The organism is Metamycoplasma canadense (assembly GCF_000828855.1).
Lineage (GTDB): Bacteria > Bacillota_I > Bacilli_A > Mycoplasmatales > Metamycoplasmataceae > Metamycoplasma > Metamycoplasma canadense.
Genome location: NZ_AP014631.1, coordinates 431,739 through 458,413, shown reverse-complemented (window position 1 = coordinate 458,413; position 26,675 = coordinate 431,739). Strand labels below are relative to the sequence as shown.

General features: G+C 24.0%; 19 protein-coding genes and 1 tRNA gene. 5 read left to right on the top strand and 15 right to left on the bottom strand.

The features are described from left to right. Positions 1–167: 167 nt before the first annotated feature. Positions 168–1,529, bottom strand: coding sequence for a variable surface lipoprotein (locus MCAN360_RS05500; RefSeq protein ID WP_045433902.1), 1,362 nt, complete (start codon positions 1,527–1,529; stop codon positions 168–170). A 1,145-nt stretch (positions 1,530–2,674) separates the two neighbouring features. On the opposite strand from MCAN360_RS05500, the gene MCAN360_RS01785 reads away from it, so the two are divergent. Then, positions 2,675–2,766: transfer RNA gene (locus MCAN360_RS01785), tRNA-Ser, on the top strand. A 44-nt stretch (positions 2,767–2,810) separates the two neighbouring features. On the opposite strand, the gene MCAN360_RS01780 is transcribed toward MCAN360_RS01785, so the two are convergent. Further along, positions 2,811–3,341, bottom strand: a complete 531-nt coding sequence (locus MCAN360_RS01780) for a cysteine hydrolase family protein (RefSeq protein ID WP_045433900.1) — start codon at positions 3,339–3,341, stop codon at positions 2,811–2,813. A 147-nt stretch (positions 3,342–3,488) separates the two neighbouring features. Between MCAN360_RS01780 and MCAN360_RS01775 the strand changes: the two genes are divergently transcribed. The 3 genes from MCAN360_RS01775 to MCAN360_RS01765 all read left to right on the top strand — a co-directional run bounded on the left by MCAN360_RS01775 (position 3,489) and on the right by MCAN360_RS01765 (position 9,216). Continuing rightward, positions 3,489–5,240 carry an APC family permease gene (locus MCAN360_RS01775; RefSeq protein ID WP_231852587.1) on the top strand — a complete coding sequence of 584 codons (1,752 nt, stop codon included), beginning with the start codon at positions 3,489–3,491 and terminating at the stop codon, positions 5,238–5,240. Between the two features lie 100 nt (positions 5,241–5,340). Beyond that, a complete protein-coding gene (gene dnaE / locus MCAN360_RS01770; protein ID WP_045433895.1) occupies positions 5,341–8,343 on the top strand; it encodes a DNA polymerase III subunit alpha in 3,003 nt (1,000 codons plus the stop codon). Next, entirely contained in the window at positions 8,344–9,216 is an 873-nt protein-coding gene (locus MCAN360_RS01765; protein WP_045433893.1) for a 5'-3' exonuclease, read from the top strand. A 21-nt stretch (positions 9,217–9,237) separates the two neighbouring features. Here the strand turns inward: MCAN360_RS01765 and MCAN360_RS05495 are convergent, their stop codons facing one another. The 13 genes from MCAN360_RS05495 to MCAN360_RS01700 form a co-directional block, all read right to left on the bottom strand. Then, the gene (locus tag MCAN360_RS05495; protein WP_245391244.1) at positions 9,238–14,112 is read right to left on the bottom strand and encodes a valine--tRNA ligase; all 4,875 of its coding nucleotides are present in this window, start codon (positions 14,110–14,112) and stop codon (positions 9,238–9,240) included. Next, a complete protein-coding gene (locus MCAN360_RS01755) occupies positions 14,112–15,119 on the bottom strand; it encodes an ECF transporter S component (RefSeq protein WP_045433890.1) in 1,008 nt (335 codons plus the stop codon). The genes MCAN360_RS05495 and MCAN360_RS01755 overlap by 1 nt, the downstream gene beginning before the upstream one ends. 88 nt (positions 15,120–15,207) lie before the next feature. Next, positions 15,208–16,287 (bottom strand): YhjD/YihY/BrkB family envelope integrity protein, encoded by a 1,080-nt coding sequence (locus tag MCAN360_RS05490; protein ID WP_045433887.1) that lies wholly within the window; start codon positions 16,285–16,287, stop codon positions 15,208–15,210. Beyond that, complete coding sequence (gatB, locus tag MCAN360_RS01745) at positions 16,271–17,695, bottom strand: Asp-tRNA(Asn)/Glu-tRNA(Gln) amidotransferase subunit GatB (protein WP_045433886.1); 1,425 nt, start codon at positions 17,693–17,695, stop codon at positions 16,271–16,273. Before gatB ends, MCAN360_RS05490 begins: the two co-directional genes overlap by 17 nt. Beyond that, complete coding sequence (locus MCAN360_RS01740; RefSeq protein WP_045433884.1) at positions 17,685–19,016, bottom strand: amidase family protein; 1,332 nt, start codon at positions 19,014–19,016, stop codon at positions 17,685–17,687. The genes gatB and MCAN360_RS01740 overlap by 11 nt, the downstream gene beginning before the upstream one ends. Further along, positions 19,006–19,308, bottom strand: a complete 303-nt coding sequence (locus MCAN360_RS01735) for an Asp-tRNA(Asn)/Glu-tRNA(Gln) amidotransferase subunit GatC (RefSeq protein WP_045433882.1) — start codon at positions 19,306–19,308, stop codon at positions 19,006–19,008. Before MCAN360_RS01735 ends, MCAN360_RS01740 begins: the two co-directional genes overlap by 11 nt. 21 nt (positions 19,309–19,329) lie before the next feature. Next, positions 19,330–20,163 (bottom strand): pseudouridine synthase family protein, encoded by an 834-nt coding sequence (locus tag MCAN360_RS05485; RefSeq protein WP_045433880.1) that lies wholly within the window; start codon positions 20,161–20,163, stop codon positions 19,330–19,332. Continuing rightward, the gene (scpB, locus tag MCAN360_RS01725) at positions 20,156–20,779 is read right to left on the bottom strand and encodes an SMC-Scp complex subunit ScpB (RefSeq protein ID WP_045433877.1); all 624 of its coding nucleotides are present in this window, start codon (positions 20,777–20,779) and stop codon (positions 20,156–20,158) included. Before scpB ends, MCAN360_RS05485 begins: the two co-directional genes overlap by 8 nt. After that, positions 20,769–21,578 (bottom strand): segregation/condensation protein A, encoded by an 810-nt coding sequence (locus MCAN360_RS01720; protein WP_045433874.1) that lies wholly within the window; start codon positions 21,576–21,578, stop codon positions 20,769–20,771. The genes scpB and MCAN360_RS01720 overlap by 11 nt, the downstream gene beginning before the upstream one ends. 9 nt (positions 21,579–21,587) lie before the next feature. Then, positions 21,588–22,376: a lysophospholipid acyltransferase family protein gene (locus MCAN360_RS01715; RefSeq protein WP_045433872.1), complete on the bottom strand. Its 789-nt coding sequence runs from the start codon at positions 22,374–22,376 to the stop codon at positions 21,588–21,590. A 12-nt stretch (positions 22,377–22,388) separates the two neighbouring features. Beyond that, positions 22,389–22,691: a 4'-phosphopantetheinyl transferase superfamily protein gene (locus tag MCAN360_RS05480; RefSeq protein ID WP_045433870.1), complete on the bottom strand. Its 303-nt coding sequence runs from the start codon at positions 22,689–22,691 to the stop codon at positions 22,389–22,391. Positions 22,692–22,791: 100 nt separating this feature from the next. After that, positions 22,792–24,120: a C1 family peptidase gene (locus tag MCAN360_RS01705; protein ID WP_045433867.1), complete on the bottom strand. Its 1,329-nt coding sequence runs from the start codon at positions 24,118–24,120 to the stop codon at positions 22,792–22,794. 21 nt (positions 24,121–24,141) lie between these two features. After that, entirely contained in the window at positions 24,142–24,831 is a 690-nt protein-coding gene (locus MCAN360_RS01700) for a potassium channel family protein (RefSeq protein WP_045433865.1), read from the bottom strand. Between the two features lie 279 nt (positions 24,832–25,110). On the opposite strand from MCAN360_RS01700, the gene MCAN360_RS01695 reads away from it, so the two are divergent. After that, positions 25,111–26,667, top strand: coding sequence for a TrkH family potassium uptake protein (locus tag MCAN360_RS01695; protein WP_045433863.1), 1,557 nt, complete (start codon positions 25,111–25,113; stop codon positions 26,665–26,667). The last annotated feature ends 8 nt before the right edge of the window (positions 26,668–26,675 follow it).

Here is a 26,675-nt window from a genome sequence, read left to right as displayed (position 1 = left end):
ATCTTTAATTTTTATAGACTTTAATAATTTTTAAAAAATTGAAAAGTTTATAACATATATAATGAAGCCTAAAAGTTGGACCAAGTAAATTAGAAAAGATTTGGGGTTCATTATAAAAAGTTAACTTTTTTTTATGTTTAAAATGCTTATATTTTTAATTGCATAACTTACTTTATAAAGTTATGGTCTTCGTGACCTACCAAATATAATTTTGTTAGTTTAAAATTTTGTGAGTCATTTATTTTTTCTACACTAGTGATAAAATATTTCAACATTTCACCGTTTTCGTTAGAACTCGGATATTTAAATTTTCGGGTTGTAAAATTTAATTTTTTAATATGATTATCTTTATCACTATATTCACCTATAAATTGTAATTTTTCAATTAATTTATAATCATTTTTAGAAATAGTAAATACAATAACAACGTTTTTATCTTCGGGTTGTATACCGGATTGTATAATATTTATTTTAACTTGTTCACTATCATTGAACATTCCGTCGTTTTTGTCATCTCCAAGATTTGGTTCAAATATTTCTTCGTTAGCAATAATCTTCTTCGTTTTTGAATGTATTTTATTTATTAATGTTTTATCAATGTTTTTTATTACATGTCAACGATCATTTTCTTTTTTAGGATTAACAGGTGCAGGAGAAGTATCAGAAGGAGTTTGTTGCCCATCAGATGCTGAAGGTGTTACTTGTTGTGCTTGATCTTTTGATCCTGCTTCTGTTGAAGATGTTTGTTGTTTTGTGTCTTTTTCATCTTTTTTACCATCATCTTGTTTTGGAGTGGTAGGTGCCGGTGTAGAAGCAGGAGAGGTTGGTTCTTTGGTTTTTTCTTCAGTTTTTTCTTCAGATTTTTCTTCAGATTTTTCTTCAGGTTTTTCTTGCTTTTTAGCTTCTTCAACTGCTTTTTGTGCTTTAGTTTTAGCAGCTTCAATAATTTCTTTTGCTTTTTTATAATTTTCTTCTGTTTGAGCTTCTTCTAATAATTTTTTAGCTTTAGCAACTTCTTCATCAAAAGTTTTCTTAATTTCAGAATATTTTGGATCATTTAAATCATTTTCTGAAAAGCTATTTGCATCACTTTGAACACCTTCGTATAATTTTTTAGCTTCAGCTGTTTTTTCTTTGTTTTTAGTTTCTTCAACTGCTTTTTCTGCTTCAGTTTTAGCAGCTTCAATAATTTCTTTTGCTTTTTTATAATTTTCTTCTGTTTGAGCTTCTTCTAATAATTTTTTAGCTTTAGCAACTTCTTCATCAAAAGTTTTTTTAATTTCAGAATATTTTTGATCTTTTAAATCATTTTCTGAAAAGCTATTTGCATCACTTTGAACACCTTCGTATAATTTTTTAGCTTCTTCAGTTTTTTGTTCAGAAATTGTAGGTTTTTGAGGATTGTTTAATTCTTCATTTTCTTTTGGAGTTTCTTCTTTTTTATTATCACAAGCCGCTGATATTATTGGCAATGTGGTTAAAGGAGCTAAAAAACCAAAAGTTAATAAAAATTTCTTTAGTTTTCTCATTTATATACTAATTTACCTTTCATAGTTTCTTAATAACTAAAATTAATTTTTGACTTAATTTCTTATCAATTATCCTCTTTTTTTTTTTTTTTGAATTTGGTAAAAAGTAGTACTAAATATACACAAAAAATTAACAATATTAGAATATAACTTTTTATATTTATTTAAAATATTAAGAATAAAAAATTAAAAATTGATTTGTTTTTTTGAAGATAATATTTTTTTATACCTTATTAAAATAAAAACAAGAAATAACCATGATAGTACAAAAAAAGAGTGATCAGTTTTTAAATTTTATTAATAAATTAACTACAGTAAAACAAAAAAATAAAGTTATTATGTAATTTGTTGATGATTTATTAACTAAAAATAAAAAATATTATAATCAAGAAATTTCTTCAGTAAAAATTAAAAACTATCAAATTTTCCTATGTTGTGGTAAGAAGTTTTTTAGGATGTAATGATGAATGGGATATTTTTTTATCATTAGATTAATATAAAAAGTGGACAAAAAATTTATTATAAGAAGTACAAATAGTTTTTTAAAAAAATGGAACAATTTGAGTAATTGTGGAATGCAATCAGTTTATTAAATTGGAAATATTTTAAGACAGTTAGCTTTTTGTTTTATTAACGATATTATTTGGCAAAAGTCAAATCCTACACCTAATATTTATTTAAATAATAGTAATGAAACATTAATTTGAGCACAAAAATATAAGAAATCAAAATTTACTTTTAATTACAAAACTGAAAAATATTTAAATAATGGCAAACAAAAGGATTAAATTTAAACATTTACTGTTTATTCAAAAAAATAAACAATTTTAATTAACAATAAAGGGTATTTAAAATACAACGATTTAGAGGTATCAAAACATGAAATAGCATGTAAATTTTAAATATATAAAGATGGTTAAATGCTTTTGATTATTTATTTGTTAAAAGAAATAAAAAATTAATATCAATTTCATAAATTCGCAAAATTATAATAAAAAATTAAAACAATTAAAATAATAATAAAAGATATAGCGCTATTGTTTATAGTAAATAAAAAACGCTATATCTTTATTTTTCATAGACCTTAATAATTTTTAAAAACTTAACAAACTTTATAACATATTATATAATTATTTTATTAAAACGGGCAATTACCCAAGTTGGCTGAAGGGGACAGTCTCGAAAATTGTTAGGAGTTTAAAAGCTCGCAAGGGTTCGAATCCCTTATTGCCCGCCATATCATTTTTATAATGTTCAAAAGATCGCATGATGTGATCTTTTTTATTTAATTATAATTCCAGAATTTTCCATTAATTTCAAAGCAAATTTATGAAATTTTTTTCTATTATGATTTTTTGTTTGAAATGTATCAACTAAATTGCTATAAACAATAATGTTTTTATCTTGATTTTTTGAATTAAAATATGTTTTCAATGTTAATGCAAATTGTAAAACACATATATCTGTGCAACATCCTATGATTTCAAAATTATCATAATTATCAAAAAAATTTTTATTTTCAAAGGCTCAAAAAGAGTTTGTCGTATTTTTATACACAATATTTTTTGCAAATTCTTTTAAATCATCAACAATTTCAACTTCATCAGTATTTTTTAAACAATGTTGGCAATAAGTCTTAAGCTCAATATCATTTATTGAATGCCAATCATTCATAAAAATAATTTCTTCATTTTTATTATTTAATAAAAAATTTCTTATTTTAGGTACTAATTTATCAATATACATACTGGATAAATTTCCAATTTTACAAAAGCCATTTAACATATCAATTACAAAAATAATTTTTTTCAATATACACCCCTTACAAAATTCTGTTACATTTTTTTATGAATTATTATGTTATATTTTAACATAATGACAGACCATAGTATAATATTAACGGTTACATCTTTTGTGGGACATAATGTTGATGTAACTAAAATTCGAATTTTATTTATCATGAAAGGAAAAAATATGGCCGAAGAACAAATGGTTGTTACTTCAAGCACAAAGAAGAAAATTTCTTTCTTTGCAGCTATTTTAGTTGTTATCGGTGCTACAGTTGGTGTTGGTATTTTTCTAAGATCTAAATCAGTTCTAGAATATTCAGCTGGAAATATAGCTTTAGCACTTGCAACCTGATTAATAGCTGGTTTTGCTATAGTTACTTTAGCTCTTGCTTTAGTTGAAGTAACATCAGGACGTAACGACAACTTAGGTATGATTGGTTGATCAAAAGCTTTCAATACTTTAGCTATTTATAAAGCTAATAAGTTCTTTATGACTTATCTATATCTACCATTTACATACTTCTTTATGCCTTACTATGTAATTGTACAATTCCAAGATGCAGTTGCTGGTTTCGGTGGAAATACAAACTTTGGAGAAACCACATCTGCTCCATGAATTTACTTTGCTATTGGTTTAGCATTAACATTATGAATGATTTTTTCAGCTGGTTTAAGTGGACGTGCTGGAAACATTCAAAACTTAATTATTACCTCAGTTAAGTTTATTCCATTAGTTGCTATTGTTATTATTGGTTTTATCTTCTTTAAACAAAGATTAGATGCTAGTGATGCATCATCACCAATTTGACAACCTATAACAAAAGAAACATTATTTAATAAGAGCACAAACTCATTCTTGAAATTAACACCAGTTTTAGGTATTTTTGGATCATTAGCAGGTATTTTCTTTGCTTTTGATGGATTTTATGTTTCAGCTGGTATTCAATCAGAAATGAAAAACCCTGAAAAAACTCCTGCTGCTTTAGTTATTGGTTTATTCTCAATCACATTTATTTACATCTTAATTGCTGCAGCTATGTCATTAGGAGCTAAATCAGGTGGTTTCTATGACTTTGGTGATTTATTAAAAGAAAAAGGTCATGGATGATCATTTGGTTTATTAAATACATTTATTGCTTTAGGTGTTATTGGTGTTCTAAACGGTTTCACAATGTGAGCTACCCGTTTTGTAGAAGACTTAATTAAGGAAGGTGAAATCTACGTTCCTGCTAAAGCATATAGATACATGAAACAATCAAACACCCCAATCGTTGGTGCTTTATTCTGTCTATTCTTATCACTACCATACATGTTATTATTCACAATAATCGGTGCTTATGCATACATCGATAGATGAGATGTTGATAATGATAATATTTATGGATACCACATCGGTAGACTATTATCATTCTCAGACTTAATGGCTGACTGAATGGCTGTTTATGCATTTGTATTTATTGCTATGGCAATCGTTGGTACACTAGAAAATAGAAAGAAAAACTTTATAGCTGTTCAACGTAACAAACACACAGTTTGAGCAGGATATACAGCAATTATAATGGTTATGCTAACATTATTATTCAAGATGTTAGATCCATTTGTATCTCTAGGATTAACATTGGCTCAATACGCTAAAGCTGATGCTAAGGGAAAAGAAGGATTAACATCAGACTTAATCGCTTATGGTTCTACTTCAGGTTTATTTGTTGTTTACCTTGTAATCATGTTTGGTTTAACTCCATTAGAAAAGAAAATTGCTTTATACAAAAAAGCTAAATATGAAAAAATTCTAAAAGGTGAATACTGCTCATGCCAAGCAGAACACTACTGCCCATGTGTAATTGCTGACGTTCAAGAAGCTCAAGAACTAAATAACTTAGTTCTACAAACTTTTGAAACAGCTCGTAAATACAAAATGTAATTATTTTATTAATTAAAATAGCTAGTGCTTTCAATAGCACTAGTTTCTTTTTTATAAAATTGGTTTTTAATTAAATAAAAAAATAAACTATAATTAAATTATGAAATTATTAAACATTCATTTAAATACAACTTATTCTTTTTTTGAAAGTACGATTACCGTTGATGATGCTATAAAAGAAGCTATAAATAATAAAGTTGAATTTCTTTCTTTCACAGAAAAAAATAACTTTTTTAGTTTAGCTGAAGCTAATTTAAAGTGTCAAAAATATAATATTAAACCAATTTTCGGTCTTGATGTAACATTAAATGTTGATAATAGTTCTTTTAAATATGTTTTATTTGCAAAAAACAAGAATTCATTCAATGATTTAAAAACTATTTCACATGAACTTTTAAATAATAATCAAATAACTTTAAATAAAATATTAAATAACTTTCCTGAAATTTTAATAATTGAAAATCCTATCCAAAGCTATTTTAAAAATACTAATAAAGTAATTACACAAAAAAACTATTTTATTGGATTATCAATTGATGAAATTGATTACAACTATAAAAATAATCTTGAATATAAAAATCTAATTGATAATTATGAAAATATTTTAATTTTTAATAATTTCAATACATTAGATTTTCAAGATTTTTCTATCTTAGAAACGCTTTATAAAATTAATAATAAGCAAAAAAATCCTGAATATAGTAATTCATTATTTTTTGAAATGGATAGTAATAATTTAGTTACACAAAAATTAATTATAAAAACAAATGAATTTATTAAATCATTATATTTTCCTATTTTAAAAAATGATTTTTCATTACCTATTTTAAAAAACAAAGATAATATAAATTCTAACGAATTTTTAAGATCAATATTATGAAAAACAATTAATGATAATTTTGAAATTAAAAATTTATTTAAAAACAAAGAATATCGATTAAGATTAAAAAAAGAATTTGAAATTATATCATTATTAAAATTTGAAGACTATTTTTTAATTATTCAAGATTGAATACAATGGGCTAAAAAAAATAATATTTCTATTGGTCCTGGAAGAGGTTCGTCTGCAGGTTCTTTGGTATCATATATTTTAGGCATAACTGAAATAGATCCGATTAAATACGGCCTAATTTTTGAAAGATTTTTAAACCCAAAAAGAATTTCTATGCCAGATATTGACGTTGACGTTCAAGATGACAGGAGATATGAAATAATAAATTATTTAATAAATAAATACGGTTATCAAAAAGTTGCTAATATTGTAACATTTTCAACACTTGGCAAGAAATCTGCAATTAGAGATATTTTAAGATCATATAATATTTCACCAACTAAAATTAATCAAATATCAAAGCTTATTTCAAGCGATAATATCAATTTAGAAACTGAAGTTAAAAATAATATTTTATTAACAAAAGAACTTGAACAACTAAATCCAAATGATTCGACTTTTAAAAATAAAATAATTAACCAAACATCAAGAATATCAGGTTTTTATCGTCAAACCGGAACGCACGCAGCAGGAATAATAATTTCTAAAGAACCAATAATTAATTTAATTCCTACTTTTAAAAACAGCGAAAACTTTCAACAAAGTCAAATAAGCATGGAATACCTTGAATATTATGGTTTAATAAAAATAGATATTCTTGGTTTAAAAACATTAACCACAATTAAAGAAATTGAAAATAATATTCAAAAAAATCATAATTTAAAAATCAATTGACAAGAAATTAACTTTTATGATCAAAAAACATTTGATATTTTATCAAAAGGTAATACGGTAGGAATTTTTCAAGTTGAAAGCCCTATTATGGTTAAAGCCTTAAAATTAATTAAGGTTAACTCATTTAATGATATTAGTGCAATTATTTCGCTTAATCGTCCTGGTCCAATGGCTTATGTTAAAAGCTATGCTAATAGAAAATTTAATCTTGAACAAGTGCCAAAAATTTCTTTTGAATATGATGAAATTTTAAAAGATACATATGGGATAATAGTTTATCAAGAACAAATTATGCAAATTGCTCAAAAAATTGCTGGAATGAGTTTTGAAGAAGCTGATTTATTAAGAAAAATAATCTCAAAAAAACAATCATCTGAAATGCAGCAAATAAAAAATAATTTTATTTCTTTAGCTATAAAAAATAATTATTCATTTAATGTTGCTAATGATATTTTTAACAATATTGAAAAATTTGCAGATTATGGGTTTAATAAATCACATGCGGTTGCATATTCAATGCTAACTTTTAAAATGGCATATTTAAAGGCTAATTTTCCTTTAGAATTTTATGCTTCTTGTATAAGTTCTGCAAATGGTGCACAAGATACAATTTCAAAATTTGTCAATGAAGCCAAAAGTATTGGAATAGAAATAATTTCACCGAATATTAATCTTTCAGAAGAAAACTCAATTATTAGTGGAAATAAAATAATTCTTCCTTTTGGGATAATTAAAGGTATTGGACCCGAAATTATTAAACTAATTTGTGAAAATCGTAAAAAAATAAAACAATATAAAAATTTTTTACATTGTTTTTTCAATCTTTCACAAATAAAATCTTTCGGAAAATCAACAATGGAAATTCTTATAAAATCAGGCGCCTTGAGAGATTTTAAGCTAAGTCAAAATACAATGCTTGAAGAAATAAACCCTAAATCTGATTCATCATTATTTATTAAACAAAATATTTTAAAAAATTCAAATGAAATAATGGATATGTTAATAAATTTTGAACCATTAAACAATCTAAAAGATGATGAAAATGAAATACAAAAAAATGAAATAAACTTATTAGGACAAGTTTATAATTATTCAACAATAAAAAACTATGAAATTGAAAATAATCGCTTAATAGATACTAGACCCGGCAATGAATATTTAATAATAGTACAATGTATTAATGTTAAAATAGGTAATGATAAAAAAAATAAACAATATCAAAAAATAGATTTTCAAGATTCTAGTTACAAAGTTGTATATTTTAATTACAACATTGATGAAAAATTAAATCAATTAAAAAATAAAATTGTTCAAATTAAATTTATAAGAAAAAATGATGATATCATACTTTTAAAAGAATGAAAGGTAATAAAGTAGATGAAAAATAAAATTTTAATTATTGATGGAACTTATTTAGCTTATCGTTCTTTTTTTGCAATGAATACTAAAGTTTATTTAACAAATAATGAAGGAAAACAAACTAATACAACATATTTATTTTTAAAAACTATCTTAAATCTTTTTGCGTCATATAAACCAACTCATATATTTATTGCATTTGATTCAAAAGAAAAGACATTTCGACATAAAATGTATAATGAATACAAAAGTGGAAGAATAAAAATGCCGGACGAATTTTATGAACAAATCAATTTAACAAGAACTATATTGTCATATTTAAAAATTGAAAATATTGATAAGGTTGGATTTGAAGCTGATGATTTAATTGCTAAAATATGTAAAACTCATGAAAATGAAGAAAAAATAATTTTTTCAGCTGATCAAGATTTAAATCAATTGATAGATAAAAAAACAAGTATAATAAAAAAACATAAAAATGAGATTATTTTACTAACCAAAAATAACTTTAAAGAAATTTATGATTTCGAACCATATCAAGTTATTGATTATAAAGCAATTGTGGGTGATAGCAGCGATAACTTTTTTGGAGTTAAGGGTATAGGTCCTAAAACTGCTTGTAAATTATTATCAGAATATAAAAATTTAGAAAATATTTATAATAATCTTATTAATATAAAAGAAACAATTGCTAAAAAATTTATTGAATACAAAGAAAATGCTTTTAGAGATCAAAAAATTGCAAGGCTTGTAACTGATTTTGAATTAAACAATATTGAACTCGAAAATCTCGATATTAATAATATTAAAGTAGATGATGAAACAATTAAAATATTAGATAATTATCAACTTTATTCAATTAAAAATGCTTTATTAAAATTTAAAAAATAAAATTGGGTCTTAATCCCAATTTTATTTCGATTTTTTAATTTCAAGCTCAGTTAAATAAATTGCTAAATTCTTTTTATGCATAGCTAATTTATCTTGTTTTTCTTTTATTTTTTCACTAGTTGCATTTTTCATAAATTTAGGATTTTTTATAAATTGCTCATTGAACTCTATCTCTTTTTTTGTTTTTTCAATTTCTTTTTCTAAAATGATGATCTCGTTTTCCTTATCTTTAATACTTTGCTTAATAAATACCTTAGCGAATGATGTTTGGAATGAAAGATCATTATTTTGAGTTAATGTAAAATTAGATAATTTAAAAATAATTAATTGTTTTATTGGTTCTAATTCATTATTTTCAACAAAGTAATTTAGCGTTTCTGCTTTTGAAATTTGTTTATCTTCACGATATTTTCTTAAAAGGGTGATTAATTCTATTAAATTATCAGTTTCTTTAATGTTTATCTCATCATCAAGATTATAAAAAATAGATTCATTTTGAAGTAATTCCTCTTTATAAATTTCTTCAAATAAATAATCAGTTAGAAAAGGCATATAGGGATGTAATGCTATTAAAATTGCCCTAAATAGATAATGAATAAAGTAATTATTATTTTTAAATTTTAAAAATTCTAAATATCATGACGAAAATTTATTAATTATAAAATCTTGAATATGTTTATAAATAACTGTAAATTCATAATTTTTCATAGCATCATCAATATTTTTGTTCATTTTGTTAAACTCAAATAATATTCATTTATCAAAATTATCAATTTTACTCTGATTAAGTTTTTCATTTATATTAACAGGTATATTTTTTATCAACCTAGCTATATTTCAAACCTTATTAATAAATAATCTTGCACTTTGAATTTTTTCATCTCCAAAATTAATATCAAGACCAGGAGTGCAATTAAAAATTAAAGCCATTCTTAAAACATCGGATCCGTATTGATCTATAACAGCAATTGGATCTATTCCGTTACCAAGGGATTTTGACATTTTTCTTCCTTGGGAATCACGTACTAAACCATGCAATAAAACTTCTTTAAATGGAATTTCTTCCATAAATTCTAATCCTTGAAAGTACATTCTCGAAACTCAAAAAAATATAATATCATAGCCAGTTACTAATAAATTTGTTGGATAATATCTTTTTATTTTTTCATCTTTTTGCGGTCAACCTAAAAAAACAAAAGGTGAAAGAGCTGATGAAAATCATGTATCTAAAACGTCACTATCTTGAATTCAATCTTCTCCTGGTTTTTCAATTTGAACTAAGATTTCATTATTTTTATATCAAGCAGGAATTCTATGACCTCACCAAATCTGTCTACTAATTGTTCAATCATGAACGTTTTCCATTCATTTTACTAAATTGTCTTTAAATCTTTGAGGAATAAATTTAACCCCTTCAGATGAATCAAGATTTTTTAATAATTTTTCAGATAAATTTTTCATCTTAACAAATCACTGAGGCTTAACTAAAATTTCAATCGGTTGTTTTGAACGATCACTATATCCAACATTTGATACAACATCTTCAATTTTTTCAATAAAACCATTTTCTTCTAATTCATGTGCGATTTTAATTCTTGCTTCGAAACGATCAAGATTATGATATTTACCAGCTAAGAAATTCATTTTACCTTCATCATCAATACATTCAATAATTTCAAGATTATTTTTCTTAATTATGTCAATATCATCAATTGCATGTGCTGAAACTTTCATAACACCAGTTCCAAAATTTAAATCAATACTACTTGATGAAATAATAGGAATTTCTTTTTTTGTCAATGGATGTATAATTGTTAAATTCTTCAATTGCTTTAAGCGAGAATCAAATGTATTTAAAGCTAAAGCAACATCAGAAAACATAGTTTCAACACGTGTTGTTGCTACTACTAAAAATTCGTTATTCATTCCCTTAATTGGATATTTAATATAATACATTTTTTGCTTAATTTCAGTTGGAATAACTTCAATATTTGAAAGAGCTGTTTTTAATTTAGTATCTCAAATAATAGCTTTTGTATCACGGTATATCAAACCTTTTTTATACATTTCAACAAATACTTTTAAAACTGCTTCGTTAGCATCTTTATCAAGAGTAAAACGTTCCATTGTATAATCTAGAGCTAATCCTAATTTACCCCACTGTTTATCAATATTATTTGAATATTCATCTTTTCATTTTCAAATTTCATTAACAAAAGCTTCTCTTCCTAGGTCATATTTATTTTTATTTTGTAATGCTATTTTTTTTTCAACAACAGCTTGAGTTGCTATGCCAGCATGATCTTTGCCAGGAACTCACATAACATCATATCCTTTTAATTTCTTATATCTAATAATTGTGTCTGGGATATAATTGTCTAGCGCATGACCGATATGCAATTTACCAGTAACATTTGGCGGTGGTAAAATAACTGTAAAAGGTTCTTTATTTAAATCATGGGTTGAAAAAATCTTCATATCAATTCATTTTTTATTACGACCATTTTCAACTAATTTATGATCAAAATTTTTATCCATTTTTCCTCCTATATTTACATTTAAATTACTAAAATCAATAATCGTTTTATCATCATAATCCCTTTTATCAATAATGTCTTTTTCTAAATAGTCATTTTCAGAATTTAAAAAAAGTAAATCTCTAAATTTTTGATTTTGAATATTATCTTTACTTATTCATTCAATTAATTGGTTTCATTTGCACCATATATAATGATCTGGTTCAATTTCATATTTAAAAATATTTTCATAGTCATCTGTTTTTTCAATAAAATCTTGTTTGAAATCACTTATTTTTTCAGAATCAGAAATTAAGATTTTTTTAACAAAGGGATTTATTGGATTATCTAAAATTTTAGTAGTCTTACCTTGTTCAATAACTTTTGAATTATTTAAAATACATAATTCTGTTGTTAAATTTTTTAAAATTTTTATATTGTTTAAGAAATAAATTGCTAATGCTTCGTTATCTAAAACAAATGAATTAAGTTTGTTAATAATATCTATTTGAACATTTTCTTTTAATGTTTGAATTTTTGTTCCAATAATAATCAAACTAGGATTGTTGATTAAAATTTTATTAAATTCTAAAGTTATTTTTTCATCTAGAGTTAAATATGATAAATTCATTGATAATTTATCTAATGAAATATTTGAGTTAGCTAATATTTTATAAATTGTTGATTTAAGAATTAGCTTAATAATTTCTTTCTCACTCTTTTTAAAATTTTCTAAAACTTTTTTGTATCCATTAAATTGATCAAATAAATTAACAACTAGATTATTAATTTCTTTTAAACTATAAAATATTTTTCAAATTGGTTTTGAAATCAATAATTTAAAATCAATTTCAGTTTCTTCGCTATTTAAAATGCTTATTTCATTTAAAAGTTCAGAAATCTTATTACTTATGAATTTTAAAATATTATCTTTTTCTAGAATATTTTTTGAATTTTCAGAATATAGCTCTTTAATTTGTTGCTTTATTTTTTTGCCTTCGTTTTCAATATTTCAATAATAGTCTGCTTGTTTTTCAATAAATTCATATTCATATTGTTTTATTTGTGAAAGATTAATATAATTTTCTGGTTTAATATTTTGATCATCAAAATTTAAATTAAATTCTTGAGTTATACTTTCGTCTTGCTCATTTTTTAGCAATTTAAAACGTTCAAAATATCTTTTTGAGCTATTTTCTAACATTTTATTAGAAATATATTGAATACGTTTTTTTAATTCTTTTTTAGTTTCAAAGCTACCTATAGAATTTATTTCACTAATTACACTATCTCTTAATGAATAAGTTTCTTTAATAAATTCAATAAATGTAATGTGACTTAAATTTTGAATTTTTGAAATATATTTTTTAAAAAATGAATAATAAATTTTATTAATATAATATCTTGAATAATAATGTAAAAAAGAATCTTGTTTTAAATTCTTACCTAGATAAAATTTATTAAATTTTGTTTCCTGAAAAAAACCATATTTAAGCTTAGAAAAATATTTTTTAATTTCATTTCTTTTATCATTTTTAATTTTAAAAATTTTAAAATTTTTTAAAAAAAGTCTTTTTAAAAAGAATGTTTTAGATTTTGAATTAATTAAATATCTTTTATTATAAATTTCAAAATATTTATTTTTAGCATCTTTATATTCCTTATATTTCATTAAGGTTATGCCATTTTCATAATTTTTAATTATATTTTCTAAATAAATAAAAAATTCTTGTTCTTTACTTTGAATAATCTTTACTATTTTTTTAATTAAATAAAATATATTTTGCATTAACAAAATTTGATCATTATAATCTAATTTTTTAATTACTTCGGAACCAATTTTATCAAGAATACTATTTAGCTCTACAACAAAAGGTTTTATCTCTTTTTGCATGCTAATATTAATTTTTGTATATTCTAATCTTAGATGATATTTTGAATCTTGATAAACATCAAGCCAGCTTTGGTTAAAAACATTAACTAAACTTTCAGCAAGTTTACTTTCTTTTATGTAATTTTCTAAATAAGAAAATAAAGTTTCCTTAGTTTTTGTATCAAATAAATTATCATCATTAAAACCATATGATAAATTTTTTTGATATTCTGAATTATTATGAATCAAATGAAATTTATTATCATCTGTTTGAAATTCAATAAATCCCTTAAATTTAGTATTTTTTTTATCCTTATCAACTAATAAATTAAAAATAGTATCTTGTGTTTCTAAATTATTTCCAAAAATACCTAAAATACTATTTTTTGAAAGATTTAAATTTAAATTATGTATTAATGTTTTAAAAAAGGATGATTTATTTTTTTTAAATTTAACTCTTTTTTCTAATTCCAAAATTCTTAGACCTATAATTTTTTTCTTATTCATTAGAACCTATCGCCTTCCTTTGATTTTACTAATGAAGAAACTACTTTATAAGTTGCTAAAATAATACCTAAATTAAAGAATATTTTTATTGGGCTTGTTAAAGTTTGTCCAGTAAAATTAACTCAGAAATCTGTTTTTAATGTTGCAGTATCAGCTCATGCTAATAAAACAGTATTTACTAATTCTAAAATTGCACAAAATGTTATTATTGCCATTACCTCGATAAAAGTTTGATAATTTTTTTTCAAAAATAAACGATAAATAACAACAAAAATAATCATTCCCATAAATCCAGATGTTGTTAATAACATATAAAAATTTTTATTTTTAATAAATCTATTATGCTCAAAAATTGAGTTATCCAATTTATAAAATATTGCCATAATAATTAAAACCTGCAAGGCTAAAAAAACAATTGTTGAAATAAAAGAAAAATTAATCATTGCTGTAGGTTTTTTCTTTGTTTCAAGCAAAATTATTTTTACTTCATAAAACGCTATTTTTTCTGAAAAATATTGTAAATCTTCAGAATTTCCTTTTGCTAATGCTTCAGAAAATTGAATTTTAAAAAACTCAACAATTTGTTTATATTTAAAAATACGATAATTTCTTGAGAAAAATAAACCATTAATATTAAAAAAGTAATATGCAGCTAATCCAGGAACAAAACCGGCTATTGAAACAGCAATTGTATAAAGAAAATTATAATATGTCGGTACTAGTGCAAATGAAATAAAATCAGCTAAAATTCCCGTTATTATTCCAACAATCGGTCCAAAGATAAAACCAGTTATTTTAATAGGCAATCCAATGAAACTAAATTTAAATGTTGGAAGTGCGCTTATAGGCAAAATTCTAACAGATATTAAAAAGAAAACAACGGAAATAGCAATCAAAACACCCACAAAAGCAATTCTTTTGGGGTTTCATTTTTTAAAAGAAATATTTGTTTGTGATCTTAATCAATGTAAATAATGAGTTAAACCACCAGGTAATTTTGAATTCATATTGTTTCCTTTAATTTATTTTTATACTTAAAAATAATTATATTATTATTTAAAATATATATTTTAATAATAGAACTTTGATTTCTACTTATCTTCGAATAAATCATTTACTTTTTTCTAAAATTGGTAAATTAATAAAAATTTTGTAAAAACTTGAATTTACTATTACACCTGTATATATGAAATATGATGTCACACTTAAAAGCAAAATAATATACATAAATGATGCTACGACACCAAATTTATCATAATTAATTAACGATGTTAATGAACCAAAAATTAATATATAAAGAGATGTGGGGATAGCAACAACTAAAGCCCCTGGGCTAACATGTGAAAATTTAATTTTAAAATTCGGAGCAAACTTAAAAAAGAATAAAAAACTTAAATAAGTAATAATAGGTAAAAATAATATTGTTGGTAGTCAAAAAATAAGTTGGAACTCTCAAGGCAAACTCTTTAACGTTATCGCCTCAGTAATTGCTATATTAAAAACATTTTTTAAGATAAAAGTTAAAAATGAAGAAATTATTAATAAAAATACAATTAATATTCCGGTTATTACAATTGATGTTAAAAAACCTTTAATTCTTATTTTTCAAAGTGGAATTTGATTTTTATGTTCGTATAAAGCATCAAATGAAAAAATAAATTTACTATATCCTTTCGATCCTATCCACAAAATAGAAATTGTTAAAAGAATAAAAGCTACAGCACCTCCAGGACTATTTCAAATATGTAAAAACGCAGGAATAACTTTTTCAATACCAGGAATTAATTGACCTAATATTGTAACTTTTATAATTATTTCAAATTCAGGGTTTATTGCCCCGATTATTCCAATAATAAGACCAAGTGTTGGAATAAATGATAAAAACATATACATGGCGTAACCAGATGGTACGAATGCAAATTCATTAGAATTAATTTTGGCGTACGCAGATTTAACAATTTCTTTACCTTTTATTTTAGAACTTCTTAAATAATTAGGAATTGCTATAAATAAAATACCATAAATAATAGTTTTTATCATTTTTTCAAGAATATTTTGTTTTTGTTTGTTTTTAACAATTTGTTTCGAGACTAAAGAATTATTTAATATTGGTTTTTTTTCTAAATTATCGTCATCTCAACCAGTTTTTAAAAAATTCTTATTTTTTTTCTTCATATAATTCCTTAATTAATTGATTTAATTTTTGAATATCTGCCTTTCCTGAAGTTTTTTTCATAACCTGCCCGGTTAAAAATTTAATTGCTCTCTGATAATTATTTATAAACTCTTTTTCTAATGTTGGATTTTCGTTAATAATCTCAGTTACTATATCAGATAATGATATTTCTTTTATTTGTATAAAAAAATTATTTTTCTTAGCTATTTCAATAAAAGATAAATTAAAATCTACTAATCAAATATTAAGAATTTCTTTAATACTATTTTTATTAATTTTATTATCTAAATATCAATTTATTAATAAAGAAATATCATCGATTTTTAGATCTTTTAATTCTACTACTTTTGAATTTAAATTTAAAAATGAAACTATTTCTGAGAAGAAAATGTTAGCTGTTTTTTTAAAATCATTAGTTTTTAAATTATCTAAAAAATTAGCATATTCTAAATTATCAATAAGTTGTGAAATTTGCACATTATTTAAACCCAATGAAATATACCTTTTTTCTTTTTCAAAAGGAAGTTCCTCAATTGAAATACTTTTTACAAATTCAGGATCAAGGTTTATATAAGGAATATTAGGTTCTGGAAAATATTTATAATCAATTGCATCTGATTTTGAACGCATTGAAATAGTAATATTTTTTGATTCGTCAAATCTTTTAGTTTGTTGTTCAAATGTTAGATTATTTTCATAGCAATTAACTTGATACTCAAATTCATAAGCAATTGCTTTTTCAATATTTGAAGTTGAATTTAAATTCTTAATTTCAACACGAGTGTTTAAATCTGAAGTTCCTTTTTTTCTAACAGAAATATTTAAATCAACTCTTAAACTTCCTTCGTTCATTTTTGCATCAGAAATATTTAGTGCCAAGGCTGTCTGTCTAATTGCTTCAACGTAAGCGATTGCTTCTTTTGATGAATGAATTACTGGATTTGAAACTATTTCAATTAATGGAATTCCAGAACGATTGTAATTTAAATATGTGTTGCTGTTTTCATGCAATGACTTTGCTGTATCTTCTTCAAGATGTATTCTTTCAATATTAATTTCTTTTCATTCATTATCAACCTTAATTAAAATTTTTCCATTTTTTCCAATTGGGTTAAATTGTTGAGTAATTTGAAAACCTTTTGTTAAGTCAGGATAAAAATAATTTTTACGATCAAAACGAACATTATGATCAATTTCCATTTTTAAGGCTTTTGCTAATTTTATTCCTTTAACAATAGCTTGCTTATTTACAAGAGGTAACGAGCCTGGATATGCTAAATCAATATGAGAAACATAAATATTAGGATTAGAAGTATACAAATTAGGTGATGAAGAAAACATCTTAGTTTTTGTATTTAATTCTAAGTGAATTTCAATTCCAATAACTAATTCTCAATTATTTTTCATTTAATTCTCCTAATTTTTTTTCTAAATAAAGTGCATGCGAAAATAATTTTGTGTCTTGATTTCTTTTACAATCAATTGCAATATTAAAAGGTAAATTTGTTTTAGAATCAAAACCTAATTTAATTGATAATGATGGATTACCAACTAAGTTTGCATATGTCAGAATATAATCTAAATATGAAACATATTCTGGCTTTTTATTTATTTCTGGAGCTACATCATTTGAAGCTGGAAAAATAAAAACATCAGCCATATTATGAATTTTTTCAAAATATTCAATTAACACTCGACGCATTTTTTTAGCTTTAACAAAATATTTAATTTGATTTGAAGCCTCTAAAAAATATGATCCAAGAATTAAACGTGATTGTACCATTTTGCCCAAATATTTAGAACGCGTTTTTTGAAAAGTTTCAACTCAGTTTTTTCCTTCTTCTCTTTGTCCAAAAGAAACTCCTGTTAAGTTGGCTAAATTAGAAGACGCTTCTGAAAATGCTATAACTTTATAAATAACATCAATAGAATTTAAGATCTTAATATCTTCAAAAATTTCAATTAATTCTATTCCTGCATTTTCTAGTTTATTTAAAAATTTTTTATAAGCATTTGCTATTGAAGGATTCAACTTATCAAAACAATTTAAATATGCAACTTTTTTTGGTTTAACTTCTAAAATATCTTCAGCATTAAAGCTTAAATTTAAAGATGTCATATCTTTTGAAAAATCCTGCTTATATAAAATTGACGATATCTCAATTAAATCTTTAACGTTATGTGTAAAGTAAGCAACTGTATCAAGTGATGAAGCAAAAGCAAATAATCCATATCTACTTATTGCACCATATGATGGTTTAAAACCTATTTTTCCAATATTTGAGGCTGGTTTACGTACTGAATCTCCAGTATCTGAACCAATTGCAAAATCAATATCTTCGTCAAATGTTGCAGCCGCCCCTGAAGATGAACCTCCAACCAAATGATTTAAATTAAGTGGATTTTTAATTAAGCCATGCGCTGAATATTCCCCTGAACCACCCAAACCAAACTCATCTAAATTAGTTCTTGCAACACAACAAGCACCATTTTCTTCTAATAATTTAATTACAGTTGCTTTATATTGCGGTTTAAAGTTAGATAAAAATAAACTCGAACCAGTACAAGGAACATTAACATCCGCATAATTATCTTTAACTGTAAAAACCTTATTTGCTAATATTCCATTTTTATTAAGTTTAGCATCTTTAAAAACATAGGAAACTGCATTATTTTTGTTATTCAATAATTTGTCAATTATTAAAGAAATATCTTTTTTATTCTCCATTTACAACTCTTTTCATAATTACTAAATTATCATCTGATTGATAAGCATTTTCTAAAATATTTTCTTTTGTTATTTTTGTTTCATCATTGATTTCATCATCTCTTAAATCAAAAAAAGATATCTTATTTTCATTGATATGTGAAATTGGTTTTACATTATCCAAATTAATTTCATCTAATTCTTTAAGCTGAGTATCAATTAATGATAATAAATTTGATGATAATTCAAAAACTTCCTTGCTTGGTTCTAATAATAAATTATTTGCTAATTCTTTTAATTTTTCGATCGTCATTTTATGTCCTTAAAAATAAAACTATCATCTTGGTTGTGAGATAAAAATTTGATTATTATATTCTTCGAATTCTTCAGGTAAAGATAAAAACTTAACAGAATATGAATGTAAATAAAGTCTTTTTGCTCTTTTTCCATTATATTTAGTATCACCTAAAATCGGAGTTTTTAAATATTCGAGTGTTGCTCTTATTTGATGTTTTTTTCCTGTTATTATCTGTGCAAAGCTTCTATTTCCTTCTTTATAAAAAATTGTTCTAGCCTTAACTCCAAAATCAGGATTTACTCTCATTTTTTCATTTTTAATATCTTTTTCAAGTCTTACCGTTATATCAAGTTTTTCCTCGTTAAATTCAGATACAAATTGATAAATTTTTTCAAAATTTTTTTGATATTCATCAAATACAACTAAAGTTCTATAATTTTTAGCATAAACAACTAAACCACTAGTTTTTTTATCAATTCTTCCTATCGAGGCAGGTTTAAAAGAGGAAGTTTTTTTAAAGTTTAAATATTTATAAACCTGATCATCTAAGCAATTTTCTTCTGAATGCATTGCAACATTAGTTGCCTTATCAATAATTAATAAATTCTTATCTTCATAAATTACTTTAAAGTTAATATTTGCATTATTTCTTTTTTCCGGTTTAGCTATTTCTGAAATTCCATATACTAAAATCTCATCACCTAATTGTAATTTATATTGTTTATCATTGGTTCTTATACCGTTTACTTTAATATCTTTTTCTCTGAAAATTCTTTCGATTCTTGACTTTGGAACATTATCACAAACTTTTAATAAATATTTAAAAAGAATTCTTCCTACATCATCTTTTTTTGCTTTAAATTTATTCATTGAAATCCTCTTGTTCTAAAAATACACCATCATTATTTGTATCACTTCTTTGTGAATCAAACAAGTTAAAATCTTTTTCAATCATATCCTCATCAACATCGCTATAACGACTAAATTCAGGAAATGGTGGTAATTCTGCTAAAGTTTTTATTTTGAAATAATCGTAAAATTTATTCGTTATTCCATATAAAATTGGATTCCCAGGAGTTTGCGCTACTCCAACTTCTTCAATAATTCCTTTTTCTAATAAACTTGCAACAATACCATCACTTACAACTCCTCTTATGTTTGAAATAATAGAACGCGTAACAGGTTGTTTATATGCAACAATACCTGCAACTTCAATAGCAGCATTTGATAATCTTTGTTTTCTAGCAATTGTTACTAACTCTGAAATATAATCTTTAGCAAGTTCAACAGTTAGAAATTTATAAACATCGTTAAATTCGTAAACCTTAATTCCACGATCTAAATTATTAAAATATGACATAAAATCTTTTAATAATTTTCTACCTTCTTGAATTGTATTTAATTTAAAAACATCCTTGATTTGCTCTGAACTTATTCCTTCACTACCTTGAATAAAAAGCAATGCTTCAATAATTTTATTCTTCATATTCCAATCCTTTTTTAAATGTAATTATCCCTTCATCTTCTTTTTGTTCTAATATAACAATCTGTTGTCTAGCTAAATCTAAAACAGCTAACAAAGTTATAACAAAATGTCCAACTGATGGAACATTAAAAATTTCTTTAAATGAAAGTTCATTTTTATTTCTAAATAATTCAATAATTCTTTTCTTTTGTTCTTCAGGGCTTACCGCAACTGTGGAAATAGTAATATTTCTAATTAATTCAGAATATGTTCTTTCAAACATTTTTCTCAAAGTAATAACAAGTTTAGAGCTGTTAGAGTGACCATCTAATACTGACGAATCAATTTCTTTTACAAATTCCTCTGTTTCTTCAGGTTCTTTTGAATACAAAAATTGTCTTTTTTCTTCTTGTTCTTTCAAAAGCAATGATATTTCTTTAAATTTTTCGTATTCTGCTATTTGTTCTAAAAGTCGTTTCTTTTCTTGTTTAATTTCTTCCTCAGCTTCAGGATCTTGAAGAAGCATTCTGGCTTTTAACTGTAAAAGTGTGGCTGCCATTACTAAATATTCAGATGCTATATCAATTTCATATTCCTTAATGTTCTTAATAATTTCTAAATATTGAGTTGCTAATTCAAATAAATCAATTTCAAAAATACTAATGTTTTTATCTTTAATTAAAGTAACTAGTAAATCTAGTGGTCCGTCATAATTTGATAATCTAAAAATATGCTTATCACTTTGAAGTTCAGATGTTTTATCACTAATTTCATCAAATGAAACATCATCTATTATTTGCTTATTAATTTCTTCATTCATTTTAGAAACCTATTTTCTTTTTGAATATGTGTTATTAACTGTTTCTTTTGAAGTAATTATTTGCTCAACATAATCTTTTGAAACAATTTCTTGTACTCAATTTGCAAAATCCTTTTTGTCTAAAGTTTGAAATTGTTGAGGTTTAATAGCTGGGTGAAATTTAACAGTTACAACTAATTTTTTAGATCTGTTGTTATCTAAGCAATTACATGCATTATTAATTGTAACCGGAACAACTGGAATGTATGTTGATTGTGCAGTTAAAAATACTCCTGTATTAAATGTATGAATTTTTCCATCTGGTGTTCTATTACCTTCCGGAAAAATAACTCCACATGTTTGATTCTTTTTAACATGTTGACCAAAATCCTTCAATATTGCTAATGCCTCTCTTGGTTTTTTTGTATCAATAAAAAATGTATCAATCAATGAAGCAATTTTTTCAATAAATTTCTTTTGTTTAATCTCTTGTCTTGCGATAAAATTAGCTGATCTAGATTTTCTTTGACCATCTCCGTGATTTCATAATGCCGAAACAATGATTAATGGATCTAAATAAGTTGAATGGTTAGGTGTTAAAAAACAAGGTCCACTTGGAATATTTTCAAATCCTTCAACTTTTACTTCAATATTTAAATGTCTTAATATGTTTGATCCATATTTTTGAACAAAAAAATGTTTTTCTTGTGGTTTGTAATATTCAGGCATATTTTTATTTCTTCTTGCTTTAGCTTTTAATGTTGATATGTTATGAATTAATGGAATAAGTCTAAAAAACTTTCTTGTTCTTAATTTCATATTTAACTCCTTTTATTTTTTAAATGCTACAGCTACAACATAACCATCTTCATTAGTTGTTGAGAGCTGAAAATCTTCAAAAATATATCTACCTTGGTTAGTTTTTTTTATATGTATTTTTTTAAACTCATATAAGTTATTATCAATTTTAAAAATACATTCTTTTAAAGCTCATCTTGTGGCTAAAAAAGTTGCTTTTTTTTCTTTTTCGATTTTAATATATTCTTCGATTTCATTTGGATGTAAAAATCTATTTAAAACTTCTTTTTTTATTTTTTTAAATCTTTTAATTTTTGTTAAATCAATTGAAATCATAAAAACTTCCTAGTAAATAATTATTAATTATAAATTAATTAATAATAAATAAACAACAAAAAATAAAAAATGCATAAGTTACAATCTTATGCATTATATATTATTCATCACACAATGGATCAAATGGAGTAATTATTGAAATCGGTTTGTTAAATGCTTCTAAAACTTCTTCGGGAAGATATTTTTTATCAATAATTGCCATGTAATTATAATCAGTAAATCATTGATCGCTCATTGATCAAAAACCTTTGTTCCCAACATCAGTTCCTCAACTATTTTCAACTTTCCAATATAAAGGATTTCCGTCTTTATCTAAATTAACCCCAACCATATTCATTGCATGTGCTATAACTGATGCCCTTGATTCAAATTTTTCCGCTTTTGAAAATTCGGGTGTTTTTGTTAAAGTTAAATCATAATTGTATAACTCTGAATCTAAAATCCCTTCCTTATTTGAAAACGATGACACATCACATGCAAATCAAACAGGTTCCCCAGCCTTAATTTGATTTATCATAACTCTCTTCATTAATTCAATATCTACATTAACCATTGTAAAAGGTTGCCCACCAACCATATTGTTACTTAACGGAGCTTGAATTATTGAATTTAACGGAAATTTATTTCTAGGATCTGAAATTAAATCAATTTTATTATCTAAAAAATCACCAATATATTTTTCATAAAATTGAATTGGAGACATCTCGTCAAGTGATATATATTTTTTATCTTTATCCATATATTCAAATTTGAATGTTTTAGGTGGTTTTCCTAATGATTTAACTAAAATGTTATAAACATCTTCCAAAGCCTGAACTCTTAATTTTTTTACATTGTTTATATTTTTTGTTTCAGAATATACTTTTTTCATTTTTAAAGTATAAGCTTTTAATCTTCAATTAATTTGTGTAACCATATCATTTGTAGCTTCAGAACTAAATGATTCATTCATTGCGTTTTTTGTTACGACTCCATATTTTTTAACTAAATTAACAAAAAATTCTCAATAACCACCATCTGAAATCGGACTTGCGTTAAAACGTCTAAATAGTCTATCTTCATTATCAAGTTCTAAACCATTATTTTCAATTCAATCTAAGTAGAAATTTGCTTTTTCTAGCTTATCAAAAAAGTGAATATAGTTTTGTGAAAGTTCTAGTGATTCAATATTTAAATCATCCATTAATTTTGTTCTAATAGAATTAATTCCGGCAAAAATTCAACATCTTCCACTAGCTTTTTGATTTGTAATATTACCATTTTTTGTTTCATTAGAAAAAACAAAATTATGCTTTTTAACAACTTCGTTATTTAATGAACTTTTTCTTAAACCATTTTTAAAAATAGAAGACTCAATTATTTTATTAGTTAAGTCATTTTCATATTTTTCTTCCATTTTTTTTAGCATTTCTTTACTTATAAATTCCATAAAAACTCCTATATTTTTATATTATTTTGTTTTTGTACAAAATTCAGTTACTTTAATAATATCTTCTAATTTTCCTATAAAAGTTATTAAATCATTTTCTAAAATTTGAAAATCTCCACTTGGTAAAAAGAATTTTTTATCCCTTTGAATTAAAGAAACCGAAACATCATATTTACTTCTGAATGCAGTATCACTAATTTTTTTATTAATAATTTCACTATTTTTAATAAATACTGTCGAGCTAACAAAACCATCTTGTATTTCTACAATTCCTTCAGAAAAATGAGTTAATGTATTATCCGAAACTAAAATAGCAGTTTTTTTGCCAGCTTCTTCTTCTGGAGAAACTATCCAAGTTACACCTATTTGTCTCAAAACACGAGCATGACGTGGATTTGATGCCCTAGCTATAATTGTTTTAGCACCAATTTCAGATAAAGCTGCAACAGTTTCGATATTGTCTGATGCCGCTACAATAACTACATCACATTCCATAATATTAAGTGATTCTAATGTTTTTTTATCTGAACAATCGGCAATATAAATATTATCAACTTCATCTTTAAAAGGTAAAAGTGGTTTTTCTTCTTGATCAACTAAAACTAAACGAATATTATTTGATCTATCTGACAATATTTTCTGTACAATTGCTTTACCAAAACGACCTATTCCAATAATACAAATTTCTCTTGCTTTTTTAAAAAGTTTCATAATTTTATCTCCAAAATTATATAAATTAAATAATAATAAATCTTACCATATTATTAATTTAAAATAGTTTTTGACAATAAATTACTATATATAAAATAACTAAAAATGCTGTTTAAAAAATAAAATTTTTCTAACTTTTTATTTTTACTAACATTTTTTTATGATTTCTTTTAAAATTTAGGTCTTTTTTTAAAAAATATCTTTTTTATGTTTTTTTGAATTTTTACTAGTAATATTATAAATATAATATTTTTGTGTTTTTAAGTTATAATTTACCACATGAAAAATAAGAAACTTAATCCTAAGAAAACAAACATAGTTTTAAGATTTTTACGTAAATTAGGTGCGGTAAGATATATTTTTATAATTTACATTTTATTTACAATCTTAATATCATTGTTACTTTTTTGAAATGTTTCTCACAAATCTGATTTAAAGGAACCAATTAAGTATATTGATGCATTATTTGTTTCTTCGTCTGCATTTAGTGATACGGGCTTAACGCCAGTAGTTATTTTGAATACTTTTAATTCATTTGGACAATTTTTAATAGCTATTAGCATGGTCGTCGGTGGGATAGGGATATTTACTTTTAAAATTTATATTTTTCAATCAATCTTAGGATTAAAATCAAATATTTTTAGTAACACTGTTTCACAAACAGAAAGAGGAGCTATTACAGTTAGTGAAACAAGAAAAATGATTAAAATAGCAATTTCGTTTTTAATAATTTCAACAATAATTGCATCATTCATTTTTACAATGATTTTATATTTAAAACCAAATAATAACTTTATAACAGAAGAACTGGCAAAAAAAACTAACCCATTAATATTTAATAACAAAGTTGTTATGAAAGCAAATGAAATTCCTTATAATAACTTTTTTCAATCACTAAAACTAGGAATTTTTCATGCTATAAGTTCAATTAATAATGCTGGTTTTGACTTATTTGGAAACAAAAGTTTACAGCCTTTTTATAATGATTATACTTTTCAATTAGTAACAATTATTACTTTTTTAATTGGTGGAATTGGTTTTCCTGTTATATATGACATTTGAAAGAAAATTGAAAGTCTTAAAAAAGATAAACCAAGACATAGATTTCAATTATTTACAAAATTTACAATAATAACTTATTTAAGTACAACAGTTTTAGGCTTTGCTTTAACAGCAATTTTAGAATACTCATCAAAATCAAAGGATACCTTTTGATATCAAGAAGCATATGGGAACGTTGGTGATAAATTATTTGCAATTTATTTTCAAGTAAGTTCAACAAGATCAGCTGGATTTTCAACAGTAGATTACATTAATTTTACCCATTCAACAATTTTATTACATAGTATTTTAATGTTTATTGGTTTCTCACCAGTTTCAACTGCTGGGGGTATTAGAAATACTACAGTAGCGGTTATTTTCTTAAGTTTAGTTACAATGCTAACTGGGAGAAAAAAAATTAATGCTTTTAAAAGACAAATTGGTAAAGAAACTTTGATAAAAGCAGTTAACGTTTTTGCTCTTGCTATTGTTTTAGTTTTCGCAGTAACAATAATAAGTTACTCAACATTACCTAAAGAAACTAAATCTATAGATAATACTCATTTACCAATGATTTTTGTATTATTTGAAGCTTGTTCTGCTTTTGGTAATACTGGTTTATCAACTGGTCTATCATCAGGTATAAATAATTTACATATTGCTGGAAAATTAAGCCTAATTACAATAATGATTACAGGTCAATTTGGTATTTTACAAACAATTAGAATATTTGGTCGTGAAAAATCAAAACCCGAACATTACCAATACATTTATGAAGATGTATCTGTTGGTTAGGAGAATTT